Origin of the sequence: Nocardia sp. NPDC020380, assembly GCF_044386975.1 — a bacterium.
Taxonomy (GTDB): domain Bacteria; phylum Actinomycetota; class Actinomycetes; order Mycobacteriales; family Mycobacteriaceae; genus Nocardia.
On sequence record NZ_JBIRVQ010000003.1, the window covers coordinates 22,112 to 34,697 of the forward strand.

At 67.3% G+C, this 12,586-nt stretch carries 11 protein-coding genes; 7 read left to right on the top strand and 4 right to left on the bottom strand.

Going from position 1 to position 12,586, the window contains the following annotated elements; translation table 11 throughout:
* Nucleotides 1-10: 10 nt before the first annotated feature.
* From ACH438_RS07580 to ACH438_RS07600, 5 genes are all read left to right on the top strand, one after another.
* Complete coding sequence (locus tag ACH438_RS07580) at nucleotides 11-1,375, top strand: aspartate aminotransferase family protein (RefSeq protein ID WP_397002393.1); 1,365 nt, start codon at nucleotides 11-13, stop codon at nucleotides 1,373-1,375.
* Between the two features lie 8 nt (nucleotides 1,376-1,383).
* Entirely contained in the window at nucleotides 1,384-2,871 is a 1,488-nt protein-coding gene (locus ACH438_RS07585; RefSeq protein ID WP_397002395.1) for a gamma-aminobutyraldehyde dehydrogenase, read from the top strand.
* A 90-nt stretch (nucleotides 2,872-2,961) separates the two neighbouring features.
* Nucleotides 2,962-3,114, top strand: coding sequence for a hypothetical protein (locus tag ACH438_RS07590; protein ID WP_397002397.1), 153 nt, complete (start codon nucleotides 2,962-2,964; stop codon nucleotides 3,112-3,114).
* 132 nt (nucleotides 3,115-3,246) lie between these two features.
* Nucleotides 3,247-4,662: an NAD(P)/FAD-dependent oxidoreductase gene (locus tag ACH438_RS07595; RefSeq protein WP_397002399.1), complete on the top strand. Its 1,416-nt coding sequence runs from the start codon at nucleotides 3,247-3,249 to the stop codon at nucleotides 4,660-4,662.
* Nucleotides 4,663-4,687: 25 nt separating this feature from the next.
* Nucleotides 4,688-5,173, top strand: coding sequence for an Lrp/AsnC family transcriptional regulator (locus ACH438_RS07600; RefSeq protein ID WP_397002401.1), 486 nt, complete (start codon nucleotides 4,688-4,690; stop codon nucleotides 5,171-5,173).
* 21 nt (nucleotides 5,174-5,194) lie between these two features.
* Here the strand turns inward: ACH438_RS07600 and ACH438_RS07605 are convergent, their stop codons facing one another.
* Nucleotides 5,195-5,830 carry a metal-dependent phosphohydrolase gene (locus ACH438_RS07605; protein WP_397002403.1) on the bottom strand — a complete coding sequence of 212 codons (636 nt, stop codon included), beginning with the start codon at nucleotides 5,828-5,830 and terminating at the stop codon, nucleotides 5,195-5,197.
* Nucleotides 5,831-5,888: 58 nt separating this feature from the next.
* Here ACH438_RS07605 and ACH438_RS07610 point away from each other — a divergent pair, with 58 nt between their 5' ends.
* Nucleotides 5,889-6,881 (top strand): SMP-30/gluconolactonase/LRE family protein, encoded by a 993-nt coding sequence (locus ACH438_RS07610; protein WP_397002405.1) that lies wholly within the window; start codon nucleotides 5,889-5,891, stop codon nucleotides 6,879-6,881.
* 5 nt (nucleotides 6,882-6,886) lie between these two features.
* On the opposite strand, the gene ACH438_RS07615 is transcribed toward ACH438_RS07610, so the two are convergent.
* Together ACH438_RS07615 and cobA are read right to left on the bottom strand one after the other, a co-directional pair.
* A complete protein-coding gene (locus ACH438_RS07615; RefSeq protein ID WP_397003670.1) occupies nucleotides 6,887-8,347 on the bottom strand; it encodes an MFS transporter in 1,461 nt (486 codons plus the stop codon).
* A gap of 185 nt (nucleotides 8,348-8,532) precedes the next feature.
* Complete coding sequence (gene cobA, locus ACH438_RS07620; protein WP_397002407.1) at nucleotides 8,533-9,813, bottom strand: uroporphyrinogen-III C-methyltransferase; 1,281 nt, start codon at nucleotides 9,811-9,813, stop codon at nucleotides 8,533-8,535.
* Nucleotides 9,814-9,925: 112 nt separating this feature from the next.
* On the opposite strand from cobA, the gene ACH438_RS07625 reads away from it, so the two are divergent.
* Nucleotides 9,926-10,903: a hypothetical protein gene (locus tag ACH438_RS07625; protein ID WP_397002409.1), complete on the top strand. Its 978-nt coding sequence runs from the start codon at nucleotides 9,926-9,928 to the stop codon at nucleotides 10,901-10,903.
* Nucleotides 10,904-10,907: 4 nt separating this feature from the next.
* Here the strand turns inward: ACH438_RS07625 and ACH438_RS07630 are convergent, their stop codons facing one another.
* Nucleotides 10,908-12,266, bottom strand: a complete 1,359-nt coding sequence (locus ACH438_RS07630) for a DoxX family protein (protein WP_397002411.1) — start codon at nucleotides 12,264-12,266, stop codon at nucleotides 10,908-10,910.
* Between the last annotated feature and the right edge of the window lie 320 nt (nucleotides 12,267-12,586).

The following is a 12,586-nucleotide window of genomic DNA, read 5'->3' on the forward strand; positions in this document are numbered from 1 at the left end:
GGACCGCACGATGAGCCTCCCCAATGGCCTCACCCCGGACGCCGCCCGGGAACAGGCCGCCCGCGCCTACGAACTCGACCGCAAGCACGTCTTCCACTCCTGGGCCGCGCAATCGACGCTGAAGCCGATGGTCATCAGCGCCGCGCAGGGCTCGTACGTGTGGGACGGCGACGGCAACCGGCTGCTGGACTTCTCCTCGCAGATGGTGAACACCAATATCGGGCACCAGCATCCGAAGGTGGTGGCGGCCATTCAGGAGCAGGCCGCCAAGCTGTGCACCATCGCGCCCGGCTACGCCAATGACGCCCGCTCGGAAGCCGCCCGGCTGATCGCCGAACGCACCCCCGGCGAGCTGAACCGGATCTTCTTCACCAATGCCGGCGCGGACGCCGTCGAGCACGCGGTGCGGATGGCCCGGCTGCACACCGGACGGCCGAAAGTCCTTGCGCGGTACCGCTCCTACCACGGCGGCACCGAGACGGCGGTCAACCTCACCGGCGACCCCCGCCGCTGGCCCAACGACCACGGCAACAGCGGCGTCGTGCACTTCTTCGGGCCGTTCCGCTACCGCTCGCAGTTCTACGCGAGCACCGAGGCCGAGGAATCGCAGCGGGCTCTGGAGCATCTCGAGCAGACCATCGCCCTCGAAGGCCCCGGCACCATCGCGGCCATCATCCTGGAATCCGTGCCCGGCACCGCCGGAATCATGGTTCCCCCACCGGGATATCTGGCCGGCGTCCGCGAACTCTGCGACCGCCACGGCATCGTCTTCATCGCCGACGAAGTCATGGCCGGCTTCGGCCGCACCGGAAAATGGTTCGCCATCGACAATTTCGACGTCGTGCCGGATCTCATCACCTTCGCCAAGGGCGTGAACTCCGGCTACGTGCCGCTCGGCGGCGTAGCCATCGCACCCCACATCGCCGCGACCTTCGACAACCGCGTCTACCCCGGCGGCCTCACCTACTCCGGCCACCCCCTCGCCACCGCGGCAGCCGTGGCCACCATCAATGCCATGCAGGAAGAGGGCATAGTCGAGAACGCCGCCGATATCGGCGCCCGCGTAATCGGCCCCGGCCTGCGGGAACTCGCCGAACGCCACCCCAGCATCGGCGAGGTCCGCGGCCTCGGCGTCTTCTGGGCGATCGAACTCGTCCGCGACCGCGAAACCCGCGAACCCCTCGCCCCCTACGGCGGCACCAGCCCGGCCATGACCGAAACCGTCGCCGCCGCCAAGGCTGCAGGCCTCCTGCTGTTCGTCAACTTCAACCGCCTGCACGTGGTGCCGCCCTGCACCATCAGTGAGAGCGAGACCAAGGAAGGCTTGGCCATCCTCGATCAAGCCCTCACCCTGGCCGACGCACATACCGTCTGAGGAGATCAGTGAGTACGCAGGAACTGCAGTTCATCGGTGGCGAGCGGCGGGCCGGGACGGGTGAGCCGCTGTCGGTGACCGCGCCTGCGACCGGCGAGGAGATCGTGAACGGCGCGGGCGCCGCGGCGGCGGATGTGGAATCCGCCGTTGCGGCTGCGCGCGTGGCATTTCCCGAGTGGGCGGGCGCAACGCCCGGCACGCGGTCGGACATCATGCACGAGTGGGCACGGCTGTTGCGCGGGCGGGCAGCGGAATTCGCGGCCGTGGAGAGCCGCAATGCTGGAAAACCGATTCGGCTGGCCAGTGAATTCGATGTGCCGGGGACCATCGACAACACGGCGTTCTTCGCCGGTGCGGCACGGAATTTGGAGGGGAAGGCCGCGGGCGAGTACTCCGGGGATCACACCTCGTCGATCCGGCGGGAGCCGCTCGGAGTGATCGGGTCGATCGCGCCGTGGAACTATCCGTTGCAGATGGCGGCGTGGAAGATCCTGCCGGCGGTGGCGGCGGGAAATACGGTGGTGCTCAAGCCTTCCGAGCTCACGCCGCTCACCTCGCTGCTGTTCGCCGAGGCCGCGATCGAGGCGGGAGTGCCCGCGGGCGTGATCAATATCGTCACCGGGACGGGTGCGGCGGCCGGGCAGGCGCTGGTCGAGCATCCGGATGTGGCCATGGTGTCGTTCACCGGATCGACCGGCGTGGGGCGGCGGGTGGCGGCCGCCGCGGCGGGCTCGGTCAAGCGAGTGCACTTGGAGCTCGGCGGGAAAGCGCCCTTCGTGGTGTTCGACGATGCCGATGTCGAGGCCGCGGCGCGTGGTGCGGTGGCCGGGTCGCTCATCAATACCGGCCAGGACTGCACCGCGGCTACCCGCGCCTACGTTCAGCGTCCGCTGTTCGACGAATTCGTGAGCCGGGTGGCCGATCTCATGGATCAGGTGCGGCTCGGACCGGTGGAGGACCCGGAAACCGATCTGGGCCCGCTCATCTCACTGCCGCACCGGGACAAGGTGAGCGGCATGGTGGACCGGGCGCGCGAGGCGGGCGCGAAAATCGTTCGGGGCGGCCGGATTCCGGACCACACCCCGGCCGGCGGCGCGTACTACGAGCCGACGCTCGTCATCGGCGCGGCCCAGGATGCCGAGATCGTGCAGCAGGAGGTCTTCGGCCCGGTGCTGGTGGTGCTGCCCTTCGACACCGACGACGAGGCCATCGCCCTCGCCAATGACACGCCCTACGGGCTCGCCGCCTCGGCGTGGTCCTCGAATGTGTTCCGCACCCAGCGGGCCGGCCGGGAAATCCAGGCCGGTTGCGTGTGGATCAACGACCACATTCCGATCATCAGCGAAATGCCGCACGGCGGGTACCGGGCCTCCGGTTTCGGCAAGGACATGTCGACGTACGCGTTCGACGAATACACCAATATCAAGCACGTCATGTCGGATATCACCGGACTCGCGCACAAACCGTGGCACGACGTGATTTTCCGGGCGCGATAGCCGCATTTGGGCGACGGTTCCAGCCATCGGGCCGTTTTTGGGTTATTCTCGGGCGCACACATACGTTGTGCCAACCGCAGGAGCCCCGAAATGGACCCCCTTCCGACGCCCCGAAAGGCGTTCCGGTCCATCATGCAGCCCCTTGCCGCGTCGCGAATCGTCGCCATGGCACTGCTGGTCTTCGTCATCGCCGGGCAACTGCGCATGCGCCGCCGCTCCGATGACCGCGCCGCCACCAGCTGATTTCACCGAAAGCCGCCGGTAGATCCCCCGCTGGGCGATCTCCGGCGGCTTTCGCGCATTCCCAGACCAACGCACCTCGTTGTTGGGCCGGACGGCCGGACCGTACGGCAAGAGAGAAGGAGTTGATCGGCCATGCAGGCCAAAGGAAGCAAACTGTGGGCGTCGGCACTGTCCGCAGCAGCGCCGACGCCGTACTGGACCGACCGGCCCGACCGGCCCGTCCCCACCGAGCCCCTCACCACCGCGACCGACGCCGACCTGGCCGTCATCGGTGGCGGCTACAGCGGATTGTGGACAGCCCTGCTGGCCAAGGAACGAAACCCCGGCTCCGATGTGGTGCTGGTGGAATCCGGAATGTGCGGCCACGCCGCCTCCGGCCGCAACGGCGGCTTCTGCTCCGCCAGCCTCACCCACGGGCTCAACAACGGGATGGAACGCTTCCCCGACGAGATAGACGATCTGGAACGCCTCGGCCGCGCGAATCTCGATGCCATCGAGGACGCCGTGCTGCGCTACCGCATCGACTGCGATTTCGAGCGCACCGGCGAAATGGAGGTCGCCACCGCGCCCCACGAGCTGGAATGGCTGCAGGAGAACTACGACGCCGCCACCTCCCTCGGCTACCGCAGCGAACTGCTGGACGCCGCCGCCGTGCAACGGCACGTGCACTCCCCCACCTACCTCGGCGGCTGGTGGGACCGCGACGGCGTGGCCATGCTGGACCCGGCGCGACTGGCCTGGGGATTGCGGCGCGCCTGCCTGGAATCGGGCGTGCGCATCTACGAAGGCACTCCCGTACAACGCATTTCACGGTCACACGGCGGCGCGCTGGCGCTGCACACTCCGCACGGCGAAGTGCGCGCACCCCGGGTTGCCCTGTGCACCAGCGCATTCCAAGGACCTCTGGCGCGAATTTCCCGGCATGTGGTGCCGGTCTACGATTACGCGCTCATGACCGAGCCGCTCACCGGCGAACAGCTCGACGCCATCGGCTGGAGTTCGCGCATGGGACTCGGCGATGCGTCGTATCGATTCCACTATTACCGGCTCACCCGCGACAATCGCATTCTGTTCGGCGGCTACGACGCGATCTACCACTACGGCAATCGCATAGCGCCGCAACTGGAATACAACGAGGAGACCTTCGAAACACTGGCGCGGCATTTCTTCCAGACCTTCCCGCAGTTGGACGGGCTGCGTTTCACCCACCGCTGGGGCGGGGTCATCGACACCTGTTCCCGGTTCTGCGCGTACTTCGGATCGGCCTACAAGGGGCGACTCGCCTACGCCGCCGGATATACCGGGCTCGGGGTGGGCGCCACCAGATTCGGCGCGGAGGTCATGCTCGATCGGCTGTGGGGCCTCGATACCGAACGCACCCGGCTGCGCCTGGTCCGCACCCGGCCGCTGCCGCTGCCGCCGGAACCCTTGCGCTCCGCCGGAATCAACCTCACCCGCTGGTCGCTGGCCCGCGCCGACGCCCACCACGGCCGCCGTAACCTGTGGTTGAAGACCCTCGACTACACCGGCCTGGGATTCGACAGCTGAATTGACTACGACCACTACGACAAGGATGACCCCTGTGCCCGACGCTAATTCCGGCCGGGGCGGCCCGGTACTCGACGACATCTCCAAACGCATCATCGCCGAACTCCAGGAGGACGGCCGGCGAGCGTACGCGTCGATCGGAAAAGCGGTCGGACTATCGGAAGCGGCGGTCCGGCAACGCGTGCAGAAACTGTCGGACGCGGGGGTCATCCAGATCGTCGCGGTCACCGACCCGCTGCAGGTCGGGCTGTTCCGGCAGGCCATGATCGCGATCACCGTCGACGGGCCGGTACAACCAGTCGCGGACGCACTGGCTCTCATCGATGAGATCAACTACGTGGTGGTCTGCGCCGGGCGCTACGACCTGCTGTGCGAGGCGGTATGCCCGGACGACGCGGCACTGCTGGAACTCGTATCGACGCGGATCCGGACCCTGGCCGGGGTCCGGCACGCAGAGATCATGGTCTACCTGAAACTGCGCAAGCAGACCTATAAATACGGAACCCGCTGACACGCTGCCGAATTCGCTGACCTACTCCGCGGGCGCGGTGAGGGCAGCGAGTTCGGCCGCCAGGTTGGCGCGGGCCGCCGCGGCGTAACGGGCCTGGGCGGTCGGGGTGCGGAACAGCCGCTCCTGATCGACCAGCCCCCGCAGCACCGCGGCGCGGCCCGCGCGGAACAATTCGTCCGGGACGTGGGCGTATTCGGCACGGACCGCGGAAGTGTATGCGGCATAAGCCGATTCGTCGGCAGCCAGAATAGCCAGATCCGCATCGCAGAGCACTGCGCCGTTGCGATCAGACGAAGCCGGATGGTGACCGCCGGTGAGTCGTACCAGGCGCGCCACCTCCGCTACCGTTTCCGGCGCAACGCCCAGGTCAGCGAGAGTGAGCTCAGCCAGCCGCGCGCTCTCCTCCTCGTTGTCGGTGCCGTCCACCTCGTAGACCGCGTCGTGAAAGAACGCCGCATACCGCACCGCGTCGATATCCGTTGCGTCCGCGGCCAGATCGTCGATCACCGCGAGCATCGCCGCCAGATGCTCGACCGTGTGATACCGCCGATGCGGTTCGCTGTACCGGCGCACCAGGTCCACCCCCACCGCACGAGCAGCAGCGCCGGCCAGTTTCGTCCAGCGGTTCAGCAGCTCCGTGTCCAGACTCGTGTCCATCCCGGCAGTCTGCCGAATATGCCGACCGGGCGACACCCTCTCGAGGTTACTGTGAGCCATGTCTATGCAACCGCGCCGCTGGACCCCGCCCAAAGCCACGCCCCGCGCCCGTGAAACCCGCAGCGTCCCACCACTACCGCCGGTCCGCAGGCTCGAACTACCCGGGACCGGACCCGAGGACGTGGTGGTGGCCGCGGACGGCCGGGTGCTCACCGGACTGGAGAACGGCGCAATCCTGGCGGTCGATCCCGAGTCCGGGACCGTCGAGCAGATCGCGCACACCGGCGGACGGCCCCTCGGCCTGCACGCCGAACCCGATGGGTCCGTGCTCATCTGCGATTTCGGGGGCGGGCTGCTGCGCCTCGACAAGCCGGGCGGGCAGCTCGAGGTGCTGGTCTCCGAGGTCGAGGGCAAGCCGCTGAACTTCCCCAGCAATGTGGTCGCCGATACCGACGGCACCATCTACTTCTCCGAGTCCACCCGGAACTGGCCGCTGCAGCAGTACATGGGCGACATGCTGGAGCACTCCGGCACCGGCCGGCTCATGCGGCGCGATCCCGACGGCGGCGTCGAAATCCTCATCGACGGGCTGGATTTCGGCAATGGCATCGTGCTCGCCCCGGACCGTTCGTGCGTGCTGGTCGCCGAGACCGGCGGCTACAGCATCCGGCGGCACTGGCTGACCGGCCCCAAGTCCGGGACCACCGACTACTTCGCCGAAAACCTGGCTGCCTTCCCCGACAATATGGGCTTGGGCAGTGACGGATTGGTGTGGGTGGCGATGGTCGCGCCGCGAAATCCACTGCTGGACATGCTGCTTCCGCTGCCGGGCATCCTGCGGCAGCTGGTATGGGCGATTCCCGAAGCGCTGCAACCGAAACCGGCGCGTACTGTCTGGATCACGGCCTACGGCTTCGACGGCCGGCTCGTCCATGACCTGCAGCATGAGGGCACCGACTACGCCATGGTGACCGGGGTAGCCGAACACAACGGCACGCTGTACCTGGGCAGCCTCAGTGAAACGGCTGTCGCCGTAGTACAGGTGCCTTAGGCGCGTCAGTTCTTCTGGGCCTCGTCCTGGGCGTGCTGGGCCTGGGCCAGCTGGGCGGGGGTGTAGCGCAGGGTCAGGGCGAGCACGCCCATGATCGCGGTACCGATGGCGCACACCCCCAGCACCAGCATGTAACCGCTGCCCAGCGCGTCGATCTGGGCCGAGGTCATCTCGGTGACCTTGCCGGACTTACCGCCCAGCGACAGCGTCCGCGACAGGGCGACCGGGCTCAGCAGGCCGACCGCGAACGGGGTGCCCATGTTCATGAACATCTGCCCGACCGCGGACAGCGGGCCGATATTCGTCATGTCCACGCCGACCAGTACGCACAGCGGCAGGATCACGATGGTCATGCCCACGCACGCGCCCACCACGCCGAGCAGGATCAGCAGCGTCGGGAAGTAATGCACCGAACGATCCAGCGTGGAGCCGAATCCCAGGCCCGCCGCCAGCACCAGCGCAGCGCCGAACAACAGCCAGCGCGGCTGCACGAACTGCACGGCCTTGGACGCGATACCGGTGCCCACGCCCGCGCCGAGCGTGAACGGGATGCTGGCCAGACCCGCCATGAGCGGGCTGTAACCGAGCACGTTCTGCAGGAACTGGGCCACGAAGAAGGTGGTCGCGCCGAGCACGCCGGAGGCCAGGAAGATGGCGACGAAGGAGATCACCCGGTCCCGGCTGTCGAACAGCGACCACGGCAGCAGCGGATTCAGCACATTGCGCTCGGCGAAGATGAAGGCCAGCAGCAACACCAGACCGCCGATGAGCGCGCCCAGGATGATCGGACTGCCCCAGCCCATCTCGGGCCCCTCGGTCGCACCGAAAACGATGGCCGCACAAGCCAGGGTGCCGAGCACCGCGCCGCGCACATCCAGGGAGATGCGGTGGTGCTCGGTGTCGCGTAGTTCGTACATGGCGCCGGCGACGATGAGAATGCCGATCGGCACATTGATCCAGAAGATCCAGCGCCAATCCAGCTGCGTCAGCGCACCACCGATCACCAGACCACCGACCGAACCGATGCCGACCATGGATCCGAAGATCGCGATCGCCTGATTACGGGCCGGGCCGGGCGCGAAAGTGCTGGCCACCAAGGCGAATGCGGTCGGCGCGGCAATGGCCGCGCCGGTGCCCTGCGCGGCGCGGGCCGCGATCAGCCAGGCCTCGTTCTGCGCGGTACCGCACAGCGCCGAAGCCAGCGTGAACAATGCGACGCCCAGAATCAGCATCCGTTTCCGGCCGAACGAGTCGCCCAGCCGCCCGCCCAGCAGCATCAGGCCCGCGAACGGCAGACCGTAGGCCGTCACCGTCCACGCACTGCCCGCATTGGACAGTCCCAACTGCTCCTGCACCCGCGGGAGCGCCAAGATCATGACGGTGCCGTCGAGCACCACCATCAACTGCAGCCCGCTCAACACGAGAATGGCGAGCCCGAACGCCCGCTTGGTCACCGGATACTGCATCGTCGCAGCGGGGTTATCGAGCACCCCGCCACTGTAGTGGATGGGGTGCTGAACTCTCGAGGTCTACCGGCGGTACTTCTCGGGGCTCGGGGCCGGGAGCCGGCACCGGAAACCCCTGCCGCGACAGCACGGATGTCTGCCCGATATGGCGCATCCAGGCGTTTCGCGGCGGGCTGTCTCATCGGCTAGCGCGAATCCGCTTCCAGATCGGGCGCGCCCGCGGTGAAACCCGCCGTCGGGCCGATGACGATGATGGCCGGCGGGCGGATCGCCTCGGCGCGGACGCGTTCCGCGACGGTGGCGAGATCGGCGCGGACGATCCGCTGGGTGCGGAGGCTGCCCTCCTGGATGACCGTGACGGGAGTCTCTGCGGCACGCCCACCTTCGAGCAGGGCGGCCGCGAACTTCTCGATCCGCTCGACGGCCATGAGCAGCACGATCGTGCCGCGCAACCGCGCCAAAGCGGGCCAGTCGACCAGGGAATCCGGGTGGTCCGGGGCCACATGGCCGGAGACGACCACGAATTCGTGCGTGACACCGCGATGGGTCACCGGGATACCGGCCAGCGCCGGCACCGAGATGGCGGAGGTCACGCCCGGGACCACCGTCACCGGCACGCCCGCCTCGACACAGGCCTCGAGTTCCTCGTAGCCGCGGCCGAACACATAGGAGTCGCCGCCCTTGAGGCGCACCACGAACTTGCCCGCCTGCGCACCCTCGATGAGCGCCTTGTTGATGGCCTCCTGGGCCATGGCGCGACCGTAGGGGATCTTGGCGGCATCGATCACCTCGACCTCGGGACCGAGCTCGGCGAGCAGCTCCGGCGGCGCGAGCCGGTCCGCCACAACGAGATTCGCGCGCGCCAGCAGACGACGGCCACGCACGGTGATGAGATCCGGATCGCCCGGACCGCCGCCGATGAGCGCCACGCCCGGCACCACGGGAGCCGAATCATCGGTCACCACACCGGATTGCAGCGCCTCCAGCAGCGCATTGCGCACCGCGGCCGAACGACGGTGCTGACCACCGGCCAGCACACCCAGCGTCATGCCATCGTGGCGCGCGGTGGCGGGCGTGACCGCGGTGCCCAGGCGGGCGGTATCGGCGCGCACGCAGAAGATGCGCCGCCGGGTGGCCTCCGCGACCACGGCCGCATTGGTATCGGGTTCGTTCGTGCAGGCCATGGCGTACCAGGCGCCGTCCAGATCACCGTCGGCGTAATCGCGCAGTTCCAGTTTCACCTGGCCGGAGCTCGCCATACCCTCGACGGCCGGAGTGGCTTCACGGCTGATCACATGCACGTCCGCGCCCGAGGCGATGAGCAGGCCGAGGCGGCGCTGGGCGACCGTTCCACCACCCACCACCACGACACGGCGGCCGCTCAGATCGAGACCCACCAGATAGTTGGGGTCTCCTCCGGCATTCGATCCTGCCTGGTCCTCGGGGGTGGCTGACGCATTCTGCACAAGGATTGAGATTACGGCCTGCGCGGACACGCATCACACGCACCCGGCTTACTTCTATGCTCTGCCGCTATCAATCCTTCTATGCTTTTCTGCTATGAGGTGCCGGGTGGTCATGAGATACCGAGCGATGTTCGGGATGCTCGCCGTGGGAATCGCGCTGCTGCTGCCGTTCGCCGTACCGGTCACGGCGAGCGCCCAAACCTATGTTCCTTCCCCGGGAGTCGAAACGAAGTACTCCGGGCCGGGGCCGTGGGCGGTGACGGCCCAACAGGGTTTCGGCTGCTGCGATTCCACCGGCGCGGCCTATGACATCTGGTATCCGACGGATCTGGGCGCGGGCGGCTTCCGGCACCCCATCATCACCTGGGGCGACGGCACCGCCGCGCATCCGAACCAATACGCCTATCTGCTTTCGCATTTGGCGTCGTGGGGGTTCGTGGTGATCGCCACCGAGAACGCGCAGACCGGCTCCGGCGCGGATATCGCCGGGGCGGTGGACTACCTGCTGGGCCGGGCCGCCGATCCGGGCAGCATCTTCCATGACCGGCTCGATCCGGATGCGGTTGCGGCAGTCGGACATTCGCAGGGCGCGACCGGGGCGCTCAATGCCATGATCCGGTCCGGCGGGCGGATCCGGACGGCGGTGCCGATCGAGCTGCCGGCGCAGATCTGGTGCAGTACCGGGTCCTGGTGTCCCGACACGCGAAGTCTGACCGGCGGTTCGGTGTTTCTGGTGAACGGCTCCTCGGACGGCATCATCGCGCCGTCGGAGCAGGGGCTGCCGGTGCAACTGGTCGGGCTGCAGTCGATGCGCGCGTACTACGACGCTGTCCCGCCGGGCGTGCCCAAGGTGTGGGGGACGCTGGTCGGGCCGAATCACAATGACGTTCAGGGCCAACCGGATTGCGCCACCGCCTCCTGGCCGTGCGTCGAAGGCGTGTACGGGTATCTCGGCTATCCCATGGCCTGGCTGGCGGCCCGCCTGCTGGGTGATGCGGATGCCCAGCAGGCGTTCGTCCCCGGGGCCGGCGAGTTCTATGCGCCGAATCCGAACTGGATCAACCAGATCGGGGATCTCGGTCCCCGGTGACGCCTCAGAACTCGACGACCGTGCCGAAGTCGGCGTTGTCCTGGATGAGGTGCAGGCCGCCACTGCGCCGGAGGGGCAGCTTGCTCAGGTCGGCGCGATCGAGGGAGATGACCACCGGGTGGCCGTTCAGTTCACCGGTCAGCACCATGTGGTCCGGCGTGGTTCGGTCATAGGTCAGGGCTCCCAGTTCTGTCTTGGAATCCGGGTCGGTCATGACCAATCGGTGTGCGCCACTGTCGATCCGGACACTCACCGCCGCCAGCGCATCGTCCATCTTCTGATAGAACGCCAATTGCGGGTACTCGAAAACCACACGCCGCCAGCGTGTCTCGTCGGTGAGCAGCGGGGGCACCGGTATGCCGTCCCGACTGAAGTCCGCGACGACCCAGATGCCGTACAGCTCGGACTTCGGACGGCCGAGGCCGTACTGGTGGTAGCTGTCGATGCCCTGCCAGACGCAGGGGATCGCGAACCATACGGCCAGCAGCACCTGCAGCGCCGCCGCGATCCGCCACGATCGGCGCGTACGGAACGGCTGCGGGGCGGTGGAGGGACCGGTCGCCCGGCCGGTGAGGAAGGCAGCCAATCGCGGCGCCTCGGGCGCCAGCAGCACCAGGCCGAGCAGCAGCAAATGGAACGACAGCAGCTTGACCGGCACATCGAAGGTCATGTTCAGGATCCACACCTGCGCCATGCTCACGATGCTCAGCAGCACCCCGGCCAGCTGCGTGCGGGGCAGCAGCAATAACAGGCCGCCGGTCACCTCGGCCGCGCCGAGCAGGCTCTCGTACACCGGCGAGATGCCGACCTGCGACCACAGCACCGACATGTGCGAGAAGTCGCCGTAAGGCACCAGCAGATTGACCAGACCAGGGTCCGGCATCTGATTGGGGATCAGTTTGGCGAAGCCGTAGAAGAACATCTGCCCCGCCACGCAGAGCCGGATGAAGAGCAGGAACCACCCCGCCAGCCACCGGTATTCACGGCGCCGGCGGTCGAGCACGCTCCACACCGCGGTACCCGCCACCGCGATGACCAGGATGCAGAACACCAGAACCCACATGATGGCCTGGTCGCCGCTGCCGGTGTCGTGCAATACGAGGTGTGTATCGAATACGGTCCGGCCCGCCCATCGCACCAGCGGCGCACTGAGGTCGACCCACCACCGGAACCAATTGTCCGGCAACCAATGACTGATCGGGCCGGTGAAGGCGTAGAGCGGCTGCGGATAGAAGACGCAGAACAGGACGCAGTACAGAAAGGCGAAGCGGAATACCAAGCGGGTGAAAGGATTCCAGGACTTCGGCGGATCCGGCTCGCTCACCTCCGGCTCGGCATCGGTATCGACTGTCAGCAGACTCATCCCGCTCCCCCTCTTGTCGGCATATGGCTTCCTCGACGGTAGGACGCGACCGAGGCGGCACGCATCCGGCTTTTCCTTGATCCCACCCGGGTTTCGCACGCACTGTCGATACGCCTGCAGTATGTTTCGTTCATACCTCTCAGGTATTGCGCGCCAGCACGAGTAGAGGAATTCAGCCAACCCGTCATCCCGGTGACCGGTACTCGTGAAATTGGCCGCACGGTTTCCCTACCGGAGCCATTTAGAACGCGTTACATTTCAGCCAACGCGGAATCGCGGCTTACACCACCGGGCCACTAGTGTCCAGATGTACGTAATCC

Bases quoted from the DNA above. Each gene is read 5' to 3' on its own strand.
- ACH438_RS07580 (WP_397002393.1), top strand. From the start codon at position 11: ATGAGCCTCCCCAATGGCCTCACCCCGGACGCCGCCCGGGAACAGGCC.
- ACH438_RS07590 (WP_397002397.1), top strand. From the start codon at position 2,962: ATGGACCCCCTTCCGACGCCCCGAAAGGCGTTCCGGTCCATCATGCAG.
- ACH438_RS07595 (WP_397002399.1), top strand. From the start codon at position 3,247: ATGCAGGCCAAAGGAAGCAAACTGTGGGCGTCGGCACTGTCCGCAGCA.
- ACH438_RS07600 (WP_397002401.1), top strand. From the start codon at position 4,688: ATGACCCCTGTGCCCGACGCTAATTCCGGCCGGGGCGGCCCGGTACTC.
- ACH438_RS07605 (WP_397002403.1), bottom strand. From the start codon at position 5,830: ATGGACACGAGTCTGGACACGGAGCTGCTGAACCGCTGGACGAAACTG.
- ACH438_RS07610 (WP_397002405.1), top strand. From the start codon at position 5,889: ATGTCTATGCAACCGCGCCGCTGGACCCCGCCCAAAGCCACGCCCCGC.
- ACH438_RS07615 (WP_397003670.1), bottom strand. From the start codon at position 8,347: ATGCAGTATCCGGTGACCAAGCGGGCGTTCGGGCTCGCCATTCTCGTG.
- ACH438_RS07625 (WP_397002409.1), top strand. From the start codon at position 9,926: ATGAGATACCGAGCGATGTTCGGGATGCTCGCCGTGGGAATCGCGCTG.
- ACH438_RS07630 (WP_397002411.1), bottom strand. From the start codon at position 12,266: ATGAGTCTGCTGACAGTCGATACCGATGCCGAGCCGGAGGTGAGCGAG.